This window comes from Sphingobium estronivorans, from assembly GCF_008692605.1.
Lineage (GTDB): Bacteria > Pseudomonadota > Alphaproteobacteria > Sphingomonadales > Sphingomonadaceae > Sphingobium > Sphingobium estronivorans.
The window spans coordinates 1-22,432 of the sequence record NZ_LFCT01000019.1 but is presented as its reverse complement, the minus strand read 5'-3'; the positions used below and the strand labels follow the sequence as shown (position 1 = coordinate 22,432).

Below are 22,432 nucleotides of genomic sequence, written 5' to 3'. Positions count from 1 at the left end.
CTTGACAGCCCCCTGCTTACATGAAAATTTGTCCGGACAAATTAGAAAAAACGTCCGCAGGCAGAACTGCCAGTTCCGGAATAAGAAAATAGGGAGAATAATATGAAGCGTCTTCTGCTTGTCGCGACGACCGTGCTCAGCGCAGGCATCACGGTCTCACCGTTGCACGCCCAGACCACTGCCAAGGCCGAGGACCAGTCGAGCGGTGGTGTCCAGGAAATCGTCGTGACGGCTCAGCGCCGGTCGGAAAGCTTGCAGAATGTGCCGATCGCCGTTTCCGCCTTTTCGGCCGAACAGCTTCGTAGTCAGGGCGTTTCCAACACGCTCGAACTGGGCCGCTTCGTTCCCAATCTTGTGTCGATGAACAATACGGGCGTCGGTTCGGCCAACGCCTTCTACTTACGCGGTCTTGGCAATACGGAAACGATTCCGACCTTCGACCCCCCGGTTGGCACTTATGTCGACGAAATCTATCTCAGCCGCCAGAACGCAAATAATATCAATCTGTTCGATGTGGAACGGGTCGAAGTCCTGCGCGGTCCGCAGGGCACACTGTTCGGCCGCAACACCACCGGCGGCGCCGTCAACGTGATCCTGAAGGAGCCGGGCAAGGAATTTGGCGGCTTCGCGGAAATTGGCTATGGCCGTTACAACAAGAAAATCGCACGCGCATCGGTCGACGTGCCTCTTGCCGACACCCTGTCCGTCAAGCTCAGCGGCTATTGGCAGAATGACGATGGCTATGTAAAGGACGTCACCACCGGCCAGCGCCTCAACGACGATGACGGCTGGGGCGCCCGCATCGGCATCCACGGCGAATTGAGTCCGTCGGTCCACTGGAATGGGTCCTATGCGCATATCGTCGCCAATGGCGAGAATATCCTGAATTTCCAGTGCAACCCGGCCAATCTCACGGACTGCGACGGCCGTTTTGCCACCACCGGCATTCCAGTAGGCAAGAGTTCGCCCAATTCGCCCTTCGCGTCGCTGCCGATCAGCGGCCGGAAGAAATACTTCCTGATGGGGAATTATACGACGACCAACCTGATCACGTCGAACTTCGAGGTCGATCTGGCCGAAAAGATGACGCTGAACCTGATCACGGGCTTTGTCAGCCAGGACCAGCAATATGCGCTCGACTTCTATGACGGCCGCAGCGGTCCTTCGCTGGCCGATCCGAATCCGGCCGTAAGGGGCTATGCGCGGGGCGGCTTCGCGATCCTGAACGACGGCACGCACCAGCAGTTCAGCCAAGAAGCCAAGGTCAATGGCAGCGTCGCCGACGGCCTGATCGACTATGTTGCGGGCGCCTTCTATCTCGTTGAACGCAACCGCACCGACTTCGCCGACACCTTCACCCTGTCGCCGACCAGCACCCTGATCCTAGCGGACCGCATCCTGCGCAACAAGACGGAGGCGCTGGCCGGCTACGCCCAGATCGACGTCAACCTCACCGACCAGATCAAGCTGACCGGCGGCATCCGCTACACCGACGAAACCAAGACTCTGCAGGTGCAGGACAATCGGGCAAGCTGTAATGACGGCACGATCGAAGCGACTTGCCTCGACACCTTCAATCTTTCCGGTCCTTCCGGATTGAAGATCCCCAACAAGCTGAAGACCAAGCAGTGGACCCCACGCTTCGCGATCAATTACAAGGTCAATAACGACATCCTGCTATTCGCTTCGGCGACGCGTGGATTCAAGTCGGGTGGCTGGAATGCCCGCGCGACATCTGTGACATCCTTCCTTCCCTTCGGCCCTGAAAAGGTTTGGAGCTATGAAACCGGTATCAAATCCGAATGGTTCGATCGCCGTCTTCGTGCGAACCTCACCTTCTTCTACATGGACGTCAACGATCTCCAGACGCCTTCCGCGCTGGTCAACCCCAATGGGTCCGCCACCTTCATCACCCGCAACTTCGCGGACATGACGAACAAGGGTATTGAGGCCGAATTCACCGTCGTGCCGGTCGAAGGGCTGAACCTCTACGTCAACGCCGGTTACCAGGACGCCAAGTTCAAGATCGATCGCAACGCGCCCGATTATGACGAATATGGCATCCAGTCGGTCAATGCCCAGCAAAAGGCATGTCAGGCCCTGATCGCCGCAGGCAATATTCCGGGCGGCACCGGCACCACCGCAGCCTGCGGCGTGGGCATCGTCACGCCCGACGGCAGAATCGCCGATCCGACGCGCACGCCGAAATGGACGATTGCTCTGGGCGGCAATTACACCGTGCCCTTGGGCAGCAGCGGCATGACGCTGGCCCCGTCGGTCAACGGCAGTTATCGCACCAGCCAGGAAACCAACGCCGCCAACTACACCATCTATTCGGGGTCGATCACCGGCACTAACGGCACCTATCCGGCCAATCCCTATGGTGGAGACGAGATATTGAACGGTTCCTTCTCTCCCGCGGCCTGGTTCGTCAATGCGAGCCTGTCGTTGGACGGAGCGGACAAGAAGTGGCAGCTTTCGGTGTCCTGCACCAACTGTCTGAACAAGACAGCGGCTAACACATCACTGGCGAACACGCGCTATATCGACCCGCCGATGATGTGGGTGGCGCGCGCTCGCTACAACTTCTAGTAACTTTCCGCCGGACAGTGGTGCGATCCGCATCCCTGTCCGGCGGTAGCTTGGAATGGCTTTGAGATGTCGCGTTTTGACACTGCAATACAGGGGAATGGTCCAGACATGACAATCGCCTCCGGCGCGCGCTCGGAATTCAGACTGGGCGCGAAGCCGCTCGTGGCAGCATTGATCGGGGTGGCCTGTGGCGCATCCCCCCTGCCCTTCAACGTCCTGCCTCTGGTCATGGGGCCGGTCAGCGCCGAATTCGAATGGGATTTCGCTGCAACCAGCGCAGGCGTGACCGTCTTTGGCATCATCGCCGCGCTGCTCGCTCCCTTTTACGGCGCCTTGTCGGACCGCTTCGGCGTTCGCCCGGTGGTGCTCTGGTCGTTGTTCCTGTTCGGCATCGTCTTCGGTTCCTTCTATTTCCTGCCCGCTTCGAAGATCGGCTATCTGTTCTTCTGGGCGGTACTGGGCGCGATCGGCATCGGCTCGACCCCCGTCACCTGGAGCCGCGCGATCAGCATGTGGTTCAACCGCCATCGTGGGCTTGCGCTGGGTATCATGCTGCTGGGCACCAGCCTTGCCGCCATGGTCGTGCCGCAGATCGCGCAAAAGGCGATCGCCGCGGGCGGATGGCGCATGGCGTTCCCCGTCGTGGCGCTGCTGCCCCTGCTCGTTGCCATTCCCATCGCTTTCCTCTGGTTCCGTGAACCCCGCCCCGATGAACGTCCCGAAGGCGTCGCCGACGCCAGCGGCACAATCTTCGGCATCCCGCTGAAACAAGCCATGGGCAGCCATCGTTTCTGGATCCTGTTTACGTCGATCCTTCTCACCGCCTTCGCCTATGGCGGCGCGCATATCCACATCGCCCAGATCGTCGGCCTGCACGGCTTTTCGGCTGAGGTCGCCGCCAGCGTGCTGGGCGTGGTCGCCATCGGCATCCTCGTCGGCCGGCTGCTCGTCGGCTATATGTTCGACCGTTTCTGGGCGCCGGGCGTCGCCTTCCCCGCGCTGCTGCTGCCCGCCGCCGCCTGCTGGTTGCTGATGGGCACGGACGCGACGCTCAGCCATGTCATCGTCGGCGGCTTCCTGCTCGGCTTCGCCGCCGGTACGGAATCCGACATCATCGCCTATCTCGCCTCGAAATATTTCGGCATGGCGCATTATGGCCGCATCTACGGCGTACTCTACATGCCCTTCGCCATCGGCTCCGCCATCTCCCCGATCGTCTACGGCATGGTGCGCGACCGCACCGGCAGCTACGATCTGATCCTTGCGGTCGCGATGGCCATGTTCGCCATCGGCGGCGTGCTGCTGCTGGCGCTGGGCCGCTATCCCGACCTCAAGACAAGCCATTCAGGAAATTGACGTGGAAACTCTCGTTCCCCAAGACGATATCGCCCTTACGGCGATCACCGCAGCGGTCGGCGCGGACGCCCTGATCACCGACGCAGCGGAACGCGCCTATTATTCGCAGGACGTGTTCAGCACCGGCCCGACCGTCCTCGCCGTCTTCCGCCCCACCGACAAGGACATGCTGGCACGCGGCATCGCGGCGGCGACCGCTGCGGGCGTGGCGATCGTCCCGCGCGGCGGCGGCATGAGCTACACCAGCGGCTATCTCGCGCCCAAGGCCGGTGCCCTGCTGATCGACACCGGATCGATGAACCGCATCCTCGACATCAATGAAGAGGACATGACCGTTACCGTCGAATCCGGCTGCACCTGGGACAAGCTTCAGCGGACGCTGAAGCCCATGGGCCTGCGCGCGCTCGCCTGGGGAACGCTGTCGGGCATCAACGCCACGGTCGGCGGCGGCATGAGCCAGAATGGCGTATTCTGGGGCGCCTTGGGCGGCACGGTGGTCGACGCCGCGCTCAGCTTTGAAGTCGTGCTGGCCGACGGCACGATCCTGTCCACGGGCAGCAATTTCTTCCGCCCCTTCGGCCCCGACATCACCGGGCTGTTCGCCTCCGACTGCGGCGCGCTGGGCGTCAAGGCCACCATCACCCTGAAACTGGTGCGCGAAGGCACGGCCTTCTTCTACGGCTCCTTCTCCTTCTCGGACGCCAATGCCTTTTTCAGCGCGATGAGCGCCATCGCCCGCGAAGGGCTCGCCTCGGAAAGCTTCGGTTTCGACCCTTATCTTCAGGCCCAGCGCATGAAGCGCGACAGCCTGGCCAAGGACGCCAAGTCGCTCGTCAACATGATGAAGGCGCAAGGCTCCGTGCTGAAGGCGCTGAAGGAGGGCGCGAAGGTCGTCGCGGCCGGCCGCTCCTTCCTCGACGACGTGCCCTTCTCGCTCCACCTGATCTGCGAGGGCCGCTATCAAAGCGCGGTCGACGCCGACATGAAGGCGATAGAGGCGATCGCGGCCAGCCATGGCGGCAAGGCGATCGAAAACACCATCCCCAAGATCATGCGCGCCAATCCCTTCCCGCCCGTCAATTCGATGGTCGGCCCGGATGGCGAGCGCTGGGTTCCCGTCCACGGCTTCCTGCCCCACAGCCGGTTGATCAAGGCTTGGGATCGCATCCAGGCTCTGTTCGACGCGAACAAGGCTGAAATGGAAGCCGAGGGTGTCGCCGCCGGCGCCATGCTCGCCGCGGTCAGCCGGTCGACCTGCCTGATCGAGCCGGTCTTCTTCTGGCCCGACGCGCTGGAGGAATTGCATTGTCGCTCGCTGGACACATCCCATCTCGCCAAGCTCAACCGCTTCCCTGCCAATGCGCAATCGCGCGCCGTGGTCGACGGGTTGCGCAAGGAGATCGTCGGCATCTTCCGGGATCTGGGCGCAACCCATCTTCAGGTTGCCCGCACCTACCCGCTGGAAGAAGCCAGCGATCCGCGCGCCTGGGACATGTTGAAGGCGATCAAACAGACCATCGATCCCAAGGGGCTGATGAACCCCGGCAGCCTGGGCCTGTGACACGATGAGTAGTATCAAATCCTATGCCGCCCTCGCGCTTCAGATAACCGCCCGCTCGGTCGAGCGGCTACCTGACCGCGCCGCCGTAAGCGAACAAATGCTGTCGATGATCGAGGAAATCAGCGTCAAGCTGCGCGCCTCCTCCGTCTTCATCCAGCAATATAGCGGCAGCCCCGTGCGCCTTGCGGTGCTGCCCGAATATTTCCTGACCAGCTATCCCGGCCGCATCTCCATTCCCGACTTCGCGGAAAAGGCGGCGCTGGACATGGACGGCCCCGAATATGAGGCGCTGGGCCGGATTGCCGCCGCGCAGGACCTGTTCCTTGCGGGCAACGCCTATGAACGCGATCCGCATTTCCCCGGCCTCTATTTCCAGACGAGCTTCGTCGTCGCGCCATCGGGAAAGGTCGTGCTGCGCTATCGCCGCCTCAATTCAATGTTCGCGCCGACACCGCATGACGTTTGGTCGAAATATCTCGACATTTACGGGCTGGACGGCGTGTTCCCCGTCGCCCGGACGGAGATCGGCAATTTGGCCGCCATCGCGTCCGAGGAGATCCTCTACCCCGAAATCGCACGTGCCCATGCCCTGCGCGGCGCGGAGATTTTCGTCCATTCCTCTTCTGAGGTCGGATCGCCGCTTGCCACGCCCAAGCAGATCGCCAAGCGCGCCCGCGCGTTCGAGAATGTAGCCTATGTCATCTCCGCCAACACTGCCGGGATCGAAGGGTCAGCGATGCCGCTGGCGTCGGCCGACGGCAATTCGATCGTCATCGACTATAAGGGTAATACGCTCGCGGAATCGAGCCCCGGCGAAACCTTCACGGCCTTTGCCGATCTCGACATCAACGCCGTGCGCGCCCAGCGGCGCAAGCCGGGCATGACCAATTTCCTCGCCCGGCAGCGACTGGAGCTTTTCGCGCCCATCTATGGCGGCCAGGCGCCCCAGCCCGCCAACAGCCTGATCGCCGACGGGGTGGTAAAGGTGCCCGACCGTGACCATTTCCTAAAGGTGCAGGAACAAGTGATCGACCGTCTTTCGAAGGATGGACTGATATGAAACAGGATGTACCCCCGCCCTATACCGCCGTCGCCCAGCATGCGGTGTTCCCGAAGCCGACCCATGATGAGGCGGCGCGCTACAATTTCCTGACGGCGTTCAACAAATATCTGTCCGGACCGATCGGCGGCGGCAACAAGATCGCCTATGACAGCCGCGTCCTGCCCGCTTTCCAGGCGGAACATGGGCGCGACCCGCAGGACCGTTTCGAAATCCGCGACGCGATGAACCAGGACCCCTGGCATCGCTACTGGTCGGCGCTGAAGCGCAATTCGATGGAAATGCGCCAGCAGAACGGCCGTTCGATCACGCTGCGCCAGCTCGATGAACTGAGCGCAAAGGTATGCCAGTTCAATGAGGGCCGGGAAACGCTGCAACTCGATCCCTTGCTGCCGATCCCGCATTATATGGATGCGGTCGACATCCACTGCATGCCCGGCAACTATCAGGGGGAGGAACGCCCCGGCGACATGTCGGCAGGCGCCAATTATGACAGCGGCCTGTTCGCCACCACCGCAGGCGGGCTTGGCGCCTTGTCCGACGGCGGCGGGCAGGCGCTGGTCGAATGGGTGCGCAAGGAACGCCCCGACTGGAAACCCCGCCGCATTCTCGATCTGGGCTGCACCGTGGGGCATAATATCGTGCCGCTGGCGCTGGCCTTCCCCGATGCGGAGGTCGTCGCCATCGACACCGGAGCCGCCGTGCTGCGCTATGCCCATGCGCGCGCGCAATCGCTGGGCGCAACGAACATCCGCTTCATCCAGATGAATGCCGAGGATATGAGCCGTTTCCCCGACGGCCATTTCGACTGGGTGCAGACTACCATGTATCTGCACGAACTGTCGGGCAAGGCCCTGCCCCGGATCATCCACGAAAGCGAACGCGTGCTGGCGCCGGGCGGTCTGATGTTCCATCTGGAACAGCCGCAATATAGCGACGACATGCCGCTTTATGAGCAGTTCATCCGCGACTGGGACGCCTTCAATAATAATGAGCCCTATTGGTCGGCCATGCATGCGCTGGACCTGAAGCAGGTGATGGAGGAAGCAGGCCTGCCGCGCGAATGCCAGTTCACGGCGCGCGTGCTGGCCGTGGTCGACCGCACCATCTTCCCGGCCGCCGCAGAGGGCGCGGAGGAAGATCATGGCCGTGCCGCCGCCTGGAATGCCTATGGAGCGTGGAAAGCCGAAGCATGACGGATAATAGCGTAGATTATATCGCCCGCGCGGGTAGGCGGGCCAAGGGCAAGCGCCCCGACACCCTGCACGATTTCAGTGCCGAACGGACGCTGTCCATCCTGATGGCGGTCGCGGGCGAAGTGGCCGTGCTGAAGGAACGGCTCGACACGGTCGAACGTCTGCTGGACGCCAAGGGCACGATCAGCCGCGCCGATATCGAAGCCTATCAGGCGACGGGCGACGCCGCCTACGAACGCGCGCTGTCCACCAAGGAATATGTCGCCCGGATCATGCGCGGCGTGCAGCAGGAAATGGAAGCCATGCAGGCGGCGCCCGAACGCCCCACTGCCGAAATCAGCATCGAGCTGAAGAACAGCTGATGCAGCATCGCACCATCACCGGCCGCATCGGCTACACGTCGAAAAAGCCGGACATGCTGAATCAGGAGCGCGGGCGCGAATGGTTCAGTTTCACCCATCATGGCGATGGCAGCACCATTTTCCGTGCGCGCTGCGAAATTGAGGAACCGGCCCCCTCGGTGCTGCGCGACATCGTCTATGTACTCGATGGCAGCGGACAGCCGCAGGATCTGCATGTCCACCTGACAGTAGGCGACGCCTATATGGGCTCAGGCTGGCTGCATCATACGCCTGGCGATGAGGGTGGCCTCATCGAATGCGAAAGCTACGGGCCGTCCATCGGGCGTATCTCGCAGAAAATGCCCTATGTCGGACGGATTGACGGCTTCGGCACGCATCCGATCGCGGGCGACGGCTATACGACGCGCTGCATGGATGTGACCAAAGGGCCACATCGTCGCAAAATCCGCGTCTTCATGCCCTCCCCCGATCATCGCGGCGCCACCCCACCCGTGATCGCGGAGGTCGAGATCGGCCTGGAATATGTCGGCGACGAAACCGTCACCGTGGCGGCGGGCACGTTCGACTGCCACCATTTCCGCTTCGTCGACGATGAAGGCCCCGGCATGGGCGGCGTGGAGCATCCCCATTATGATGTGTGGGTCACGGCCGACGCCGACGCCATCTTCGTACAGGGCGGCGTCAGCGGCTATATGCAGACCTGGTACGAACTTCTCGAACTGGAGCGCTAAACGGCATTGTTCGTAGCGTTCCAAGCCGGGGGCGCCGCACCCGCCCCCGGCTTCATGCTGGATCAACCGCCCAGCGCTTCTTCCGAATAAGCGGCAAGCGGCAGCGCATCGCCCGATTGACGGATCAGCGCCTGCCTGCGGAAGAAACGCAGCAAACCGCTTTCCCCCATGCGCGACGGCCCAAGGCCGCTTTTGCCGAAGCTCGATTTCTCGGCCTCCCAGACCAGTCCGGTCAGCGACCCATCGTTGATCGACACCCCGCCAACGTTGAGCCGCACCGCAACCGCTTCGGCTTCCTGCGTGCTTCCGGCGATCACGGCAGCGGACAGGCCGAAAATGCCGCTATTGGCATGGGTCACGGCCTCATCCTCCGTATCGAACGGCGTCACCGGGATGACCGGACCAAAGGTCTCCTCCTCCATGATCGCCATGTCAGGCGTCACGTCGACCAGAACCGTCGGGCGCAGATATTGGCCGCCCCCCAGCGTCTCGACCTGTCCACCGGCCAGTATCCGCGCGCCCTTCGCCACGGCATCGTCAATCTGCGCCTGCACGATGACGGCCTGCCTGCCGAAGATGAAGGGACCGATATCTCCCGCATGGACATCAGGATAGTTGAGCCGCGCCGCCTGCGCCTTGCGCACCAGAGCCGCCAAAAATGGCTCGGCTATGGCGCGGGCGACATAGACCCGCTCGATCGACTGGCAGGCCTGCCCCGTATTCAGCACCGACGCGCGCAAGGCGATGTCCGCCGCCCTTTCCGGATCGGCACTGGCAAGGATCAGCATCGGGTCCTTGCCGCCCAGTTCCAGGCTCGCGGGGATGAAGGCCCGCGCCGCCGCCTCGCCCACCTTGCGCCCAGTCGCGACCGATCCGGTGAAGGCGATGAAGTCGACATGATCGACCAGCGCGGCGCCCGTCGCGCCGTCCCCTTCGATCAGGGTCAGCACCGCCGCGATTTCCGGAACCTCGGCTATGGCCGCCATCAGGGGACGGATGAAGCGCGGCGTCACTTCGGAAGGCTTGATGATCACCGCCGATCCCGCCGCCAGTGCGGGAATCGCGTCGATCAGCGCCAACGTCAGCGGAAAATTCCATGGGCTGATCACGCCCACCAGCGCATAGGGCACCAGCCGGGTCGTGGTCGTGATGGTGGGAATGCCGGTCGGCCGATCCTGCAGCTGCGCCGCCCCGATGATCGCGGGCGCGCTGTCGGCCCAGCGGATCAACGCCCGGGTCATGGCATCGACCTCTATCGCAGAGATCGCTGCCCGTCCGGTATCCGCCGTCAGTACCTCGATCAGTGCTGCGCGATGTCGCGTCATGGCTTCGGCCAAGGCACGCAGGACGGTGGCCCGCTGCTCCGGCGACCGGGTCGCCCAGGCCGATTGTGCCCGCCGCAATGTCGTGGCAAGCGCAGCGATTTTCGGCCCGTCGAATGGCGCTATGCTGTAATCCACCTGTCCCGTGCGCGGATTGACGACTGCCATGCTCATTGCTGTCCTTCCCAACTGTTCACGATCTCCTCACCAGTCGCGAACCATGTCTGGGGACGAGCGGCGAGCGTCTTGAGCAGCCCCTCGAACGCGCCGATGCGATAGGGCAGCGCCATGATATAGGGTGTGATGTGCAGCGGCAAGATGCGCCCGCCATGGCTGCCCGCCTCCTTGGCCAGCCAGTCGAAGGCGTCGATCATCTGCTGCGCATAACTGTCCGCCGACTGCTGCTGCACGGTGATGATCTGCCGGTCGGACAGTTCATGGTTGAGCGGCAGGTTCACCAGCCCGTTCGCAAAACGCCAGGGGAGTTCGTCATTCGCCCAGTCGCAGGCATAGCGCATACCCGCCTCCTTGAGCAGCCGAGGCGTGTTCCAGCTTTCCGAGCGGGCGATAGACAGCCACCCGGCCGGGCGCTTGCCCGACACGGCCTCGATCGAGGCAAGCGACTGCGCGATCAGCGCACGCTCGTCGTCCTCGGGCAAGGTGCTGCCGATCGTGCCGTTCATGTCGGTCGAATGGGCGATAATCTCATGCCCGTCCGCCACAATGTCCGCGATGACCTGCGGATAGCGGTCGGCAATCGCGCCATTGGCCGCGATGGAGGCCTTCACCCCCACCTTCCGGAACGCATCGAGCAGGCGGTAAAAGCCCACCCGCGTGCCATATTCCCGCGCCGTATAATGGCGATAGTCGGGGTAGCTGGTCTGCATGTGTCCGGGCGCCCGGAACGGCGTGTCCGATGGCGTCATTGGAAACCATTCCAGGCTCACGCACAGCCAGACCGCGACCGACTTGCCGTCCGGCCAGGCCACCGGCTTGCGGGCGAAAATCGACGACCATGGATAAAGATCATGATCATAGCCTTCACGGCGCCGGGGATATTCGAGATAGGCGGGATCAAGCGCCATGAACGGCCTCCGCATAATGATGTTCGTAATAATGGTCGGCAATCTCGCCCGCCCGAGCAATCCAGGCGCGCCCGTCCTCCGCGATATGGCGTAGCACCTCGGCAAAGGGACCGATGCGGTGCGGCTGCCCGATCAGATAGGCGTGCAGGGGAATGCACATGACCGTGCCGGACATCTCCCCTTCCTCCGCCAGCCGCTCATATTGGCGAAGCAGCGTGTCCGCATATTCACGCGGCGACATATTGTAGACGAAGAAACCATAATGGTCGTTGACCTCAAGACTGTAGGGGATCGAGATCAGCTTGCCCGATTGCACCTTCACCGGCTGCGGCTGGTCGTCATGATAAAGGTCGCAAGTATAGTCCAGGCCATATTCGGCGATGAGATCCAGCGTGCGCGGCGTATGCGTCAACGCGGGCGCCAGCCAGCCCCGAATCGTCTGCCCCGTCGCGTCCCGCACGGTGCGGATCGAATCCTCGATGATCGCGCGCTCCTGCGCCTCATCCATGCCGTAAGTGTATCGGGTGTTGTAGATGCCGTGGCTGAAAAATTCCCAGCCGCGTTCATTGGCGTCCTTCACCACTTCGGGATGATGCTGGCACAGCGCAACCGACAGCGAAACGGAGCCAGGAAAGCCATATTTCGACATCGCGTCTGCCATGCGCCAGTGCGACACCCGGTTGCTGTGGTCGCGATGCGCATAGCCCGCGACATCGGGATGGGGCTTCGTCCAGCTTTTGCGATGCGGATTGGTTGGCGGATCGATCTCATAATATTCAAGATTGGGCGCGACCCAGATCGCCACTTTCTTGTCGCCCGGCCAGACGATCTTGCTGCGGTCGCGATAGGGGGCGAAGTCGTACAGCCCCGGATCGGCCTTCTGCGCCTCGTTCATCAACGCGCCTCCAGCCAGTCGATCACCGTCTGCACCGGCTCCACATCGGCATATTTCAGCTGAAGGTCAGTGAGGTTGGCGAAATGATAGCTTTCATGCTTATCCGCGCATGTCTCGATAGGAACGATTGTGCGAAATCCATAGGACAGTGCGTCGACCGCCGTTGCGCGCACGCAACCCGACGTGCTGCCGCCAGTGACGACGACCGTATCGACCTTGTGCCAACGCAGATAGCTGTTGAGCGGCGTTTCGAAAAAGGCCGAGGGCATCCGCTTGGTATATAGCAGGTCGTTTGGATCAAGCTCGCAGCGCGGGTCGAAAGCTTGGCGTTCGCTGCCATATTTGATGTTCTGGAGCGAGTCCGGCGTATCCGTCCGCGTCCCCCAGACGCCCGCATCGCCTGCATCATCCTTATACCCCACACGGCTCCAGATCACGGGCATTCCCCGCTCGCGTGCGAGACGGGAAATGGTGTTGCTATATTCGATCTGGCGCGGATCGGTTGCATAGGCCGTCTTGAACATGTCGGTGCGGGTATAGGCCTGCTGGAAATCGACGTTCACGATGGCCAGCTTTTCCCCGAATCCGAATTTCTTGCGCGCCGGATTCGCCATCACCTCTTCGAAAATCTGGCGCGCGGTGCGCCCGTCGCAGACCATGTCGGTGCCGATCATCGTCATCTGAAACTCCTGCAAAATCGTGATTCGTACAGTAGTTTGCAAAAAAGACTTGTCGAGCGGAATTTGTCCGGACAAATTAGGCGGCATGACGATCACCCGCCACTTCATCCGCGTCGGCAACCGCCGCGTCCATTACCGCAAGGCAGGCTCAGGACCGACCGTGCTGATGGTCCATCAAAGCCCGCGCAGCTCCGCTGAATATGAGCCGCTGATGCGCAAATGGGCGGAACATTTCACCTGCATCGCGCCCGACACGCCGGGCTTTGGCCAGTCGGACGCTCTGCCCGGCAACCCCGACATGGAAGCATTTTCCGCCGCACTGGTCGAACTGCTCGACGCGCTGGGCATCGACCGGACGGCGGCCTACGGCTTCCATTCGGGCGGCATCATCCTGGTCGGCGCGGTCAAGCGTCACCCCGAACGCTTCACCGCGCTGGCGACCGGCGGCTACGCCGTCTGGACGCCGGAGGAAATGGCGATCTTCGACAAGGATTATCTGCCTCCCTTCCAGCCCAGCGGCTATGGCGAACATCTGACCTGGCTGTGGAACCGCATCATCGAACAGACCTGGTTCTTCCCCTGGTTCGACGTGCGCGACGGCGCCCGCATCAGCGTCGCCCATGACGACCCGGCCCGGACCGACGCGGTGATCCGCGACATGCTCGACAGCGGCGACGCCTACCGCGCCGGCTATGGCGCGGTCCTCCGCGCCCCGCGCGACATCCCCGCCACCGATGCGGAAACGATCCCGGTGCTGATTGCCGCCTATAATGGCGACCCCCTGCAAGCCCATATCGCCCGCCTGGGCGCCATGCCCCCCAGCTGGCGGGCCGAAGCCGTGGCCACCCCCGCCGATCTGGAGGACGCCTGCCTCGCCCACCTGCGCGCCGCCCCAGCCCTGCCGTGCCCCACCATCGCGGAAAGCCGCAACGGCGGCTTCATCCCCATCGAAAGCCCCGGTTTCAGCGGCCTCATCCACTGGCAGGGCAATCCGCAGGCTGACACGGTACTGATCCACGCCCCCGGCCGCGCCGCCGAACTGTTCGACACCGGCGACGCGCTGGCGATCGACCTGCCCGGCCATGGCCTGTCAGATGACTGGCAGCCCGGCTTCGCGCCCGACATGAAAAGCTGGGCGGCGATTGCGGCGGCCTCCATCAGCGGGATCAGCAAGGCCAAGATGCCGGCAATCATCGGCGAAGGCTTCTCCGCGCTGCTCGCCGCGAAGGTTGCAGCGGAGGTCGGCGCCCGTGGCTGGGGAGCGGTCGACGCACATCTCCCGCTCGCCGAAAGTTCCGCGCTATGGGCAGAAAAAGCCATCCCGGACCAAACCCCCGACCGCCACGGCGCCTATCTCAACGCCGCCTGGAACGCCGTGCGCGCCGGCCATTTCTTCTGGCCCTGGTTCGAGGCAAAGGCCGCCAACGCCATCCCCTTCACCGCCGCCGGCATCGCGCCGGAAACGCTCGCCATCGAACATCGCAGTCTGATCCGCGCCCGCGCGGGCCGGTCGATGCTGACCGTGCTCGCCTCACAGGATCGCGACGCGCTGCTCGCCGCCGCCCCCGCGCCGCTCACATGGGAACGAGCCGACTGGGCGCAGATGCGCACTGACATCTGGTCACCACAAGGTTTCTGAAAGGGAGCATCCAATGGGAATTCGCGAAGACATGCCACTGCTCGCGCGTCATGAGGGCGTGTGGGACGGGGTCTACACCTATTATAACGCGGCCGGCGAGAAGATCGACGAGCACAAGTCGCGCCTGTTCTGCCGTTTCCCTGAAGGGGGCCAATTCCCCTATCACCAGAGCAATCATTATCTGTGGGACGATGGCCGCACCGAAATCCGCGATTTCCCCGCCGCCTATCGCGACAAGCGCATCTGGTGGGACAATGAGCTGATCCAGGGCTGGGCTGCCGAGGTCGGGCTTGACGAATATAACCGCACCGTCATGCTCTACTGGCAGCGTCAGGGCGATCCCAGCCTCTATCTCTACGAGATGATCCAGCTTGCGGATGACGGCCAGACACGCTGCCGCACCTGGCACTGGATCCGCAATGGCCTGCTGGAAACCCGCACCGCGATCCAGGAAAAGCTGGTCAGCCGGGACTGGGCGGCGGTGGAAAAGAAAATGGAGGCTGACGCTGTCTGATCCACAGACCCTGTTCGGAAAAATCTGGGACCGGCACGTCGTTGCCGGTCTCGCCGGTGGCGCGGAGCTACTGGCGATCGACCGGATATTCCTGCACGAACGGACCGGCGCTGCTGCCCTCAACAGCCTGAAGGCAGCAGGGCGCCCGGTTGCCGATCCGTCGCGCGTTTTTTGCGTAATGGACCATATCGTCGATACCCGGCCGGGCCGGGGCGACCAGACATTGATGCCCGGCGGACAGGCCTTCATCACCGAAACGCGCGCAGCCGCCAGGGACGCGGGCATCACCCTGTTCGACGTGACCGATCCGGATCAGGGCATCGTCCATGTCATCTCGCCCGAACTGGGCATCGTGCTGCCCGGCTGCACGCTTATCGCGCCCGACAGCCACACATGCACACAGGGCGCGTTCGGCGCGCTAGCATGGGGCATCGGTTCGTCCGAAGCCGAACATTCCATGGCGACCGGCACGCTGCGCCTGACCCGTCCGAAAACCATGCGCGTCACCTTCACCGGCACGCTGGCGCCGGGCGTCACGCCCAAGGACATAATCCTGACGCTGATCGCACGCCATGGCGCTGGCGGCGGCAAGGGCTATGCCGTCGAATTCGCCGGGGACGCGATACGCGCCCTGGACATGGAGGGACGCATGACGCTTTGCAACATGGCGACCGAATTTTCCGCCATGACCGGCATGATTGCGCCCGACGAGAAGACCTATGACTGGCTTCGCGGCCGCCCCTATGCCCCCCGCGACGCGATGTTCGACCAAGCGGTCGCGGACTGGCAGACACTCCCCTCCGATGAGGGCGCGCGGTTCGACATAGAGATCGATATCGACACTTCGGCGATCCAACCGATGATCAGTTGGGGGACCTCGCCCGAACATAGCATCGGCATATCCGGCACCGTCCCCGCCGATCCGCCCGAACGGCCGGTCACCTATATGGGCGTCGAACCCGGCCAGAAACTGATAGGCCTGCCGATCGACGCCGCCTTCATCGGCAGCTGCACCAACGGCCGCCTGTCCGATCTTCGCCGTGCCGCCGCGCTGCTGAAAGGACGCCATGTCGCGCCGGGCATCAAGGCGCTGGTCGTGCCCGGCTCCATGGCGGTGCGCCGCGCCGCCGAGGCGGAAGGGCTGGACTGCATCTTCACGCAAGCCGGTTTCGAATGGCGCATGAGCGGCTGTTCCATGTGCTTCTATGCGGGCGGAGAGAGCTTTCCGGCGGGATCGCGGGTCATTTCCTCCACCAACCGCAATTTCGAAGGGCGTCAGGGACCGAATATCCGCACCCACATCGCCAGCCCGGAAACCGTCGCCGCCAGCGCCATCGCCGGACATATCGCCGACCCGCGGGAGATGGCGGCATGAAACCTTTCACCACGCTCACCGCCGTGGCCGCGCCGCTGATCCGCGACAATATCGACACTGACGCGATCATCCCATCGCGCGAGATGAAAAGCACCGGCAAGACTGGCCTCGCCGACGGGCTTTTCGCGCCATGGCGCTATTTGACGCCGAGCGCTCGCGATCCCGATCCGCAATTCGTGCTCAACCAGACTGCTTTTGCGAAGGCGGAAATCCTGCTGGGCGGCCGCAATTTCGGTTGCGGGTCAAGCCGCGAACATGCGGTCTGGGCGCTGGCCGAATATGGCATTCGCGCGGTCATCGCGCCTAGTTTCGCACCGATCTTCGCGGGGAACTGCACGCGCAACGGCATCGTTCCGGTCGTACTCAACGATGACGCTATCGCCGCGATCGGCAATGACGGCGGACCTGTGACGATCGATCTGGCGGCACAGACCGTAGCCGTTCGGGACGGATCGCAGTGGTTGTTCGAGATCGGCGCGGAAGCCAAGGCCATGCTGTTCGAAGGCCTCGACCCGATCGAGCTCACCCTTAAAAACCGGGCGGACATTGCCGCCTTCCAGACGGCGGACAAGGTCGCGCGCCCCTGGATCTACCTCGGAGATATTGCATGACGCGCATCCACATCAGCGAAGTCGGCCCGCGCGACGGATTGCAGAACATCAGCCGGGTCATGCCGCTCGAAGCGAAGAAGGCATGGATCGCCGCTGAAGCGGCCGCCGGCGTGCCGGAGATCGAAGTGGGCAGTTTCGTCCCGCCATCGCTCTTGCCCCAGATGGCCGATACAGCCGAACTGGTCGCCTTCGCAAAGGGCATAGAGGGCCTAGCGGTCGCCGTGCTCGTCCCCAATTTCAAGGGCGCTGAGCGGGCTATAGCGGCAGGCAGCCAGAAAATGTCGCTGCCCTTTTCGATGTCCGAAACGCACAGCCTGAAAAATGTCCGCAAGGACCATACCGTCGTCCTCGCCGAAATCCGCGCCATTGCCGAACTGGTCACCGCGCAGCCGCAAGCGATGCGCCCCCATTTCGAGGTCGGCCTCGCCACCGCCTTCGGCTGCACCATCGAGGGGCCGGTAGACGAGGATAATGTCGTCCGCCTCGCCGCCGCGGCCATGGAGGCGGGCGCGGCGGAAGTCGGCCTGTCCGATACCACCGGCTATGCCAATCCCGCCCAGGTCAAACGCCTCGTCCGCCGCGTCAAGGGGGAGGTCGGCGCCGACCGGCTCAACACGCTGCACCTCCACAACACGCGGGGTCTTGGGCTCGCCAACGCTCTCGCCGGGCTGGAGGAAGGCATCACCACGCTCGACGCGTCGCTGGGCGGGTTGGGCGGTTGTCCTTTCGCGCCGGGCGCATCGGGCAATATCGTTACAGAGGATTTGATATTCATGCTGGAAGCCATGGGGTGCCAAACGGGGGTCGACCTCGAAAAACTGATGAAAGTACGCAGTATCATCGCTGAAGCGCTGTCCGGCGAACCCCTTTACGGCTTCATTCCGGATGCGGGCCTGCCGCTCGGCTTCGCGCAGGTGGCAGCATGACCGCGCCTGCGCCTCTCGCTGGCCTGAAGGTCGTCGAATTCACCCATATGGTGATGGGTCCGGCAGCAGGCGCGATCTTCGCCGCGCTGGGGGCAGAGGTCGTGCGGGTCGAACCGCTCGAAGGGGACAAGACGCGGACGCTGCTGGGTTCTGGCGCGGGCTATTTCCCCATGTATAATCGTCACAAGCAGAGCGTTTCCCTCGACCTAAAATCGCCCGAGGGCATGGCTCAAGCGAAGGCGATGGCGGCTGGCGCAGACATTTTGATCGAAAATTTCCGTCCGGGCGCCCTCGACAAGCTCGGCCTTGGCTATGACGCGCTTGCCGAACTCAACCCGCGCCTCATCTATTGTTCCGCCAAGGGCTTCCTGCCCGGCCCCTATGAAAATCGCACCGCGCTCGATGAAGTGGCGCAGATGATGGGCGGCCTTGCCTATATGACCGGCCCGCCGGGACGCCCGCTGCGGGCGGGGACCAGCGTAATCGACGTGGCCGGCGGCATGTTCGGCGTGATCGGGGTCCTGGCCGCGCTTGAAGAACGGCACCGCACCGGCAAGGGTCGGCTCATTCAGACGTCGCTGTTCGAAACGACGGTCTATCTGGTCGGACAACATATGGCACAGCTTGCCGTGACCGGAAAGACCGCCAGCCCCATGCCCGCCCGCATCTCCGCTTGGGCGATCTACGATGTATTTGAAACCAGGGACGATCCGATATTTATCGGCGTCGTCACCGACGCGCTGTGGGCGAAATTCTGCCAGCTTTTCAAACTTGACGATCTTTGGGCCGATGAAAGCCTGCGCCGGAACAATGAGCGCGTTCTCCAGCGAGACCGGATCCTGCCGCAGATCCGCACCCTGATCGCGAATTTCACCCGCGCCGAAATTCTCGAACGGCTGGAAGGCACCGGCATCCCCTTCGCCCCAATCGGCAAGCCCGAGGAAATGTTCGATGATCCGCACCTGCAGGCCATCGGCCTGTTGGAGCAGGTGACATTACCCGACGGCCGCGAAACCCAGCTACCCGCCTTGCCGATCGCCTTTGACGGCGCTTTGGTGGCGCGCCCCGCCACCCTCACTCCTGCCGATGCCGAGCCTCTCGGATAATCGGCCGGGAAAGACCCAATCGCCTGCGTGGGCAATAAACATCCGCCGCCTCCATACCGATGCAACTGAAGGCGGCGCATGTTCTGCCTCTTTGATCTGGACTCGAATTTTTCGAAAAATTCTTCGACAAGCGTCTCGGTGTCCAATTCCCATCGCCGCTTCCTTGGCATATGGTAAAATAAATTCGAGGCATGACGAAAAATAATAATATATATATTTCATCATTATACTAGGTTTGTTAAAGTCAATGGATTGGTCCTGTTGTTTTCATAACATTCAAGATTGTTATGCTCGGCGTAGGCATGTTCTTCGCCATCAAGTGGCATTACGATCAGGATAAAAAGACACGAAGGGGAGAGGTGCTAAGCACTGTTGGCAAGACAACCCCGATCTTAGTATTAGGGAAGGCGCTGTTCAGTAGGCATCGATGAATTGGCTTGCATTCAGATGTTACTGGTAAACAGGGTACCTCAACGGCTCGCCAGTGGTCAGGGTTGGCGCTACCGCGGGGAGAGATTGCCAGCGTCGAGAAGAATGGTGCGATTGGCAAGGCGGGCGCCTTGGCGCCGCGCTGCTTTACTTGGACCTACCTTCCGGTCGGAATCCACTATTGGGCACTTGTTAGATCAGCGAACAATACACTCAGCCGCGGGTGGGAATGGAAAAGCTACCCGCCCGCACTTGGATAGCGGAAATCGACAGTTGAATGGCGGCTAAGGGTCGATGGTGGAGGCCGCCGCGATAAGCCGGAGGGTCTAAGACTGGGCGCGCCGTCGGAAGTTGGTCACGGGCGCCGCTTTGGCCCCCATCAGGCCGATCTGCTCCGATCTGAACGGGTGACATGAACCGTCCGCGCGGGATATATCAAGGACCGGGTGCAGCGAATATGCCCTTGCGCTGCGGCCCGGAAGAGGTGAACATGCGCAGGTGCAAGCATCCCAGGCAGTCAAACTCGGCCGATGAGGCCGTGCTCGATCTGACCGTCCTGGATGCGGCTCGCGATAAGCGCCTTGTTGCATTGGTACATCTGCTCGCCCGCCGTGCCGCGCGAAAGGCCTATCGCACAATGTTGGAGGACCGCAGCACGCCCCGCTCCTGATGCAGGAGGCTGCTTGGTGAAGGTCGCAGTTTATGCCCGTTATTCCTCGGATAATCAGCGGGACGCATCGATTGAAGATCAATTCCGCGTTTGCCGCCTTCATGCCGAGAAACAGGCTGGCAGATTAGCGAGGAATATAGCGACCACGCGATTTCAGCCGCCTCCCTCCTGTTAAGGCCAGCTATCTAGACATTGATTTCGGACGCGCATAGCGGCCGATTTCAGATATTGCTAGCGGAAGCGATGGATCGCCTGTCCCGCGATCAGGAGGATATTGCCGGGCTGTTCAAGCGGATGGTCTTTGCCGGCATCAAGATCGTGACCCTCTCGGAAGGCGAGATCACCCCTCTCCATGTCGGCCTCAAGGGCACGATGAATGCGCTTTTCCTGAAGGACCTTGCCGACAAGGTCCGGCGCGGACTGCGGGGCCGGGTGGAAAACGGCAAGTCCGGTGGCGGCAACAGCTACGGCTATGATGTTGTTCGCAAGCTGGATGGCAATGGCAAACTGGTGCGCGGCGAGCGTGCGATCAATTCGTTCCAGGCCGATGTCGTCTGCCGCATTTTCCGGGACTATGCCGCCGGCAAGTCAGGCCAGCGAATCGCGGCCGAACTCAACAAGGAAGGGATAGCCGCTCCCACGCGCGGGACTGGGGTGTCAGCACGATCAACGGCAATCCCAAACGCGGAACCGGTATCCTCAACAATGAGATGTATATCGGCAAGCTGATCTGGAACCGGCTGACCTATCTCAAGAACCCGGACACGGGAAAACGCCAGTCCCGACTGAACCCGGATCCCGAATGGATCACGCAAGACGTGCCCGAACTGCGGATCGTCGATGACGCTCTCTGGCAGGCAGTGAAAGAGCGTCAGAGCGCTTTACGCTTCAGCGGCGTCGCGAAGCGGGACGTCTCCGACGAACTCAATCGCAGTAAAAGACAACGCTTCCTTCTGTCTGGCTTGGTCAAGTACGGGCACTGTGGGGCACGCTACACGATGATCTCGGCCACGTCTTTCGGCTGTGCGGCCGCGCGTAACAAAGGAACGTGCGGCAATAGAGTGAATATCCGGCGCGATCGTTTGGAAGAACGTGTTTTGCATGCCCTGCGCCACCATCTGATGGATCCGTCGTTGTTCAAGGACTTTTGCGACGAGTTCACGCGCGAGATGAATCGTCTGCGGATGGAAGGCCGAGCATCGATCGACGGGGATCTGGACATTCTGCTGAATCTGATCCTCCGGGGCGGCGCCGCTGACAAGATCAATGCCAGGATGGTCGCGATGGAGACGCGCAAGAAGGAACTGGAACAGATGTTGGCTGCTGCCGACGAGCCGCCGCCGCTGCTCCATTCCAACATGGCGCATCATTATCGCCAGCAGTTGGACGAGTTGTATCAGGCCCTACAGGAGGATTGTGAAGCAAAGCGGCTGGAAGCTGCGGAGGTCATCCGCTCTTTGGTGCAGGAGATCATCCTGAGTCCCGAAGAGGGTGAGCTGAAGATCGACGTGCGGGGTGATCTGGCGGCACATTGTCGATCACTGTACACAGGAAAAAGCCCGCCGGGAAGGCGGGCTTGAGGCGCGTTGCGACCTCTGGTGATCTGTCGCAATTACCGATGGTTGCGGGGGCAGGATTCCAAAAACGCACGCACATCGCTGGATATTAAAAATAATTTAGCAAGATTAAATGTCGAGACCAACAAAATAGATAACAACTATATTGGACCCTTAACGACAAAATGGGACCGTACGATACAAAAGTCAATATTTTCTCTCCACCCGTTCAAGGAGAGATTTTTGATATCCGATGATATACAAAATCCACTTCTCGACTGGCGATTGATCACAACTTTGCCATCGTAACAGCGATCACCTTGAACAATGCGAGAAAGCGCCTTGCCGCGGCCCACCATTTCCGCGCAGAAAGGCGCGTGAATAAGAATTATGTTAATACCTATACCCAAACTGTCCATGTAAACTGTCGTTTTCCGGAGATCGCAAGACTCTGACTGAATCTGGTTCCAATTACCCGAGTTCGCGAGACAAAAATTACCGAAGATCGGTAGACTTTTGCCTTAGATCGCAAGACTCCAATAACACCAGTTTCCAACCAACAACGTGCCAAGGAATAGTATACACCAGAGCCATGGGTATCGCCAAGCGACAGAACTCCGTCACGCCATCGAACGTGATATGGTCCTTTAATCCTTAACCATTTGCTCGTTGGGATCGACTTGGCCTGCCATCGAAGCCAGCTTTCTGATGATCGGTTCGCGCACAGCAGCCAGCTGCCACACTGAGGTGGCCTCGCCTTCTTGGA

Annotated in this window: 18 protein-coding genes and 1 pseudogene; 15 read left to right on the top strand and 4 right to left on the bottom strand. The window is 61.8% G+C overall.

Translation table 11 applies throughout. From position 1 onward, the window contains the following. The first annotated feature begins 102 nt into the window (after positions 1-102). The 7 genes from F7P65_RS13910 to F7P65_RS13880 all read left to right on the top strand — a co-directional run bounded on the left by F7P65_RS13910 (position 103) and on the right by F7P65_RS13880 (position 8,858). Positions 103-2,592: a TonB-dependent receptor gene (locus tag F7P65_RS13910; RefSeq protein WP_150292699.1), complete on the top strand. Its 2,490-nt coding sequence runs from the start codon at positions 103-105 to the stop codon at positions 2,590-2,592. A gap of 108 nt (positions 2,593-2,700) precedes the next feature. Beyond that, positions 2,701-3,948, top strand: coding sequence for an MFS transporter (locus tag F7P65_RS13905; protein ID WP_205452072.1), 1,248 nt, complete (start codon positions 2,701-2,703; stop codon positions 3,946-3,948). 1 nt (position 3,949) lies between these two features. Next, positions 3,950-5,509, top strand: a complete 1,560-nt coding sequence (locus F7P65_RS13900; RefSeq protein WP_150292697.1) for an FAD-binding oxidoreductase — start codon at positions 3,950-3,952, stop codon at positions 5,507-5,509. Positions 5,510-5,513: 4 nt separating this feature from the next. Further along, positions 5,514-6,569: a nitrilase-related carbon-nitrogen hydrolase gene (locus tag F7P65_RS13895; RefSeq protein ID WP_150292695.1), complete on the top strand. Its 1,056-nt coding sequence runs from the start codon at positions 5,514-5,516 to the stop codon at positions 6,567-6,569. Then, on the top strand, positions 6,566-7,765 hold the full coding sequence (locus F7P65_RS13890; protein WP_150292693.1) for a class I SAM-dependent methyltransferase: 1,200 nt from the start codon (positions 6,566-6,568) through the stop codon (positions 7,763-7,765). The genes F7P65_RS13895 and F7P65_RS13890 overlap by 4 nt, the downstream gene beginning before the upstream one ends. Next, complete coding sequence (locus F7P65_RS13885; protein ID WP_240334298.1) at positions 7,762-8,127, top strand: hypothetical protein; 366 nt, start codon at positions 7,762-7,764, stop codon at positions 8,125-8,127. The genes F7P65_RS13890 and F7P65_RS13885 overlap by 4 nt, the downstream gene beginning before the upstream one ends. Beyond that, positions 8,127-8,858, top strand: a complete 732-nt coding sequence (locus F7P65_RS13880; RefSeq protein ID WP_150292691.1) for a DUF3108 domain-containing protein — start codon at positions 8,127-8,129, stop codon at positions 8,856-8,858. The genes F7P65_RS13885 and F7P65_RS13880 overlap by 1 nt, the downstream gene beginning before the upstream one ends. A gap of 62 nt (positions 8,859-8,920) precedes the next feature. Here F7P65_RS13880 and F7P65_RS13875 read toward each other — a convergent pair whose 3' ends face one another. Genes F7P65_RS13875 through F7P65_RS13860 form a run of 4 tightly spaced genes read right to left on the bottom strand, consistent with a single transcriptional unit; the run spans position 8,921 to position 12,840 of the window. Then, positions 8,921-10,354 carry an aldehyde dehydrogenase family protein gene (locus F7P65_RS13875; RefSeq protein ID WP_150292689.1) on the bottom strand — a complete coding sequence of 478 codons (1,434 nt, stop codon included), beginning with the start codon at positions 10,352-10,354 and terminating at the stop codon, positions 8,921-8,923. Further along, the gene (locus F7P65_RS13870; protein ID WP_150292687.1) at positions 10,351-11,265 is read right to left on the bottom strand and encodes a polysaccharide deacetylase family protein; all 915 of its coding nucleotides are present in this window, start codon (positions 11,263-11,265) and stop codon (positions 10,351-10,353) included. The genes F7P65_RS13875 and F7P65_RS13870 overlap by 4 nt, the downstream gene beginning before the upstream one ends. After that, entirely contained in the window at positions 11,255-12,160 is a 906-nt protein-coding gene (locus F7P65_RS13865) for a polysaccharide deacetylase family protein (RefSeq protein ID WP_150292685.1), read from the bottom strand. The genes F7P65_RS13870 and F7P65_RS13865 overlap by 11 nt, the downstream gene beginning before the upstream one ends. Next, the gene (locus F7P65_RS13860) at positions 12,160-12,840 is read right to left on the bottom strand and encodes an isochorismatase family protein (RefSeq protein ID WP_150292683.1); all 681 of its coding nucleotides are present in this window, start codon (positions 12,838-12,840) and stop codon (positions 12,160-12,162) included. Before F7P65_RS13860 ends, F7P65_RS13865 begins: the two co-directional genes overlap by 1 nt. An 85-nt stretch (positions 12,841-12,925) precedes the next feature. On the opposite strand from F7P65_RS13860, the gene F7P65_RS13855 reads away from it, so the two are divergent. From F7P65_RS13855 to F7P65_RS22645, 8 genes and pseudogenes are all read left to right on the top strand, one after another. Continuing rightward, positions 12,926-14,479, top strand: coding sequence for an alpha/beta hydrolase (locus F7P65_RS13855; protein WP_150292681.1), 1,554 nt, complete (start codon positions 12,926-12,928; stop codon positions 14,477-14,479). Positions 14,480-14,492: 13 nt separating this feature from the next. Further along, the gene (locus F7P65_RS13850; protein WP_150292679.1) at positions 14,493-14,993 is read left to right on the top strand and encodes a DUF3598 domain-containing protein; all 501 of its coding nucleotides are present in this window, start codon (positions 14,493-14,495) and stop codon (positions 14,991-14,993) included. Further along, positions 14,899-16,368, top strand: a complete 1,470-nt coding sequence (locus F7P65_RS13845; RefSeq protein WP_150292677.1) for a 3-isopropylmalate dehydratase large subunit — start codon at positions 14,899-14,901, stop codon at positions 16,366-16,368. Before F7P65_RS13850 ends, F7P65_RS13845 begins: the two co-directional genes overlap by 95 nt. Next, positions 16,365-16,979, top strand: coding sequence for a 3-isopropylmalate dehydratase small subunit (gene leuD, locus F7P65_RS13840; RefSeq protein ID WP_150292675.1), 615 nt, complete (start codon positions 16,365-16,367; stop codon positions 16,977-16,979). Before F7P65_RS13845 ends, leuD begins: the two co-directional genes overlap by 4 nt. Beyond that, positions 16,976-17,905, top strand: coding sequence for a hydroxymethylglutaryl-CoA lyase (locus F7P65_RS13835; protein WP_150292673.1), 930 nt, complete (start codon positions 16,976-16,978; stop codon positions 17,903-17,905). The genes leuD and F7P65_RS13835 overlap by 4 nt, the downstream gene beginning before the upstream one ends. Continuing rightward, complete coding sequence (locus F7P65_RS13830; protein ID WP_150292670.1) at positions 17,902-19,011, top strand: CaiB/BaiF CoA transferase family protein; 1,110 nt, start codon at positions 17,902-17,904, stop codon at positions 19,009-19,011. The genes F7P65_RS13835 and F7P65_RS13830 overlap by 4 nt, the downstream gene beginning before the upstream one ends. A gap of 1,342 nt (positions 19,012-20,353) precedes the next feature. Continuing rightward, a pseudogene (locus tag F7P65_RS22200) lies at positions 20,354-20,925 on the top strand (recombinase family protein); the annotation flags it as partial. Between the two features lie 183 nt (positions 20,926-21,108). After that, a complete protein-coding gene (locus F7P65_RS22645) occupies positions 21,109-21,690 on the top strand; it encodes a hypothetical protein (RefSeq protein WP_240334308.1) in 582 nt (193 codons plus the stop codon). The last annotated feature ends 742 nt before the right edge of the window (positions 21,691-22,432 follow it).

What these genes read in the sequence shown, in the direction of transcription:
- F7P65_RS13870 (WP_150292687.1), bottom strand. Translation starts at nt 11,265, where the DNA reads ATGGCGCTTGATCCCGCCTATCTCGAATATCCCCGGCGCCGTGAAGGC.
- leuD (WP_150292675.1), top strand. Translation starts at nt 16,365, where the DNA reads ATGAAACCTTTCACCACGCTCACCGCCGTGGCCGCGCCGCTGATCCGC.
- F7P65_RS13910 (WP_150292699.1), top strand. Translation starts at nt 103, where the DNA reads ATGAAGCGTCTTCTGCTTGTCGCGACGACCGTGCTCAGCGCAGGCATC.
- F7P65_RS13850 (WP_150292679.1), top strand. Translation starts at nt 14,493, where the DNA reads ATGGGAATTCGCGAAGACATGCCACTGCTCGCGCGTCATGAGGGCGTG.
- F7P65_RS13830 (WP_150292670.1), top strand. Translation starts at nt 17,902, where the DNA reads ATGACCGCGCCTGCGCCTCTCGCTGGCCTGAAGGTCGTCGAATTCACC.
- F7P65_RS13885 (WP_240334298.1), top strand. Translation starts at nt 7,762, where the DNA reads ATGACGGATAATAGCGTAGATTATATCGCCCGCGCGGGTAGGCGGGCC.
- F7P65_RS13835 (WP_150292673.1), top strand. Translation starts at nt 16,976, where the DNA reads ATGACGCGCATCCACATCAGCGAAGTCGGCCCGCGCGACGGATTGCAG.
- F7P65_RS13875 (WP_150292689.1), bottom strand. Translation starts at nt 10,354, where the DNA reads ATGAGCATGGCAGTCGTCAATCCGCGCACGGGACAGGTGGATTACAGC.
- F7P65_RS13845 (WP_150292677.1), top strand. Translation starts at nt 14,899, where the DNA reads ATGGCCTGCTGGAAACCCGCACCGCGATCCAGGAAAAGCTGGTCAGCC.
- F7P65_RS13890 (WP_150292693.1), top strand. Translation starts at nt 6,566, where the DNA reads ATGAAACAGGATGTACCCCCGCCCTATACCGCCGTCGCCCAGCATGCG.
- F7P65_RS13855 (WP_150292681.1), top strand. Translation starts at nt 12,926, where the DNA reads ATGACGATCACCCGCCACTTCATCCGCGTCGGCAACCGCCGCGTCCAT.
- F7P65_RS13895 (WP_150292695.1), top strand. Translation starts at nt 5,514, where the DNA reads ATGAGTAGTATCAAATCCTATGCCGCCCTCGCGCTTCAGATAACCGCC.
- F7P65_RS22645 (WP_240334308.1), top strand. Translation starts at nt 21,109, where the DNA reads ATGATCTCGGCCACGTCTTTCGGCTGTGCGGCCGCGCGTAACAAAGGA.
- F7P65_RS13905 (WP_205452072.1), top strand. Translation starts at nt 2,701, where the DNA reads ATGACAATCGCCTCCGGCGCGCGCTCGGAATTCAGACTGGGCGCGAAG.
- F7P65_RS13880 (WP_150292691.1), top strand. Translation starts at nt 8,127, where the DNA reads ATGCAGCATCGCACCATCACCGGCCGCATCGGCTACACGTCGAAAAAG.
- F7P65_RS13860 (WP_150292683.1), bottom strand. Translation starts at nt 12,840, where the DNA reads ATGACGATGATCGGCACCGACATGGTCTGCGACGGGCGCACCGCGCGC.
- F7P65_RS13865 (WP_150292685.1), bottom strand. Translation starts at nt 12,160, where the DNA reads ATGAACGAGGCGCAGAAGGCCGATCCGGGGCTGTACGACTTCGCCCCC.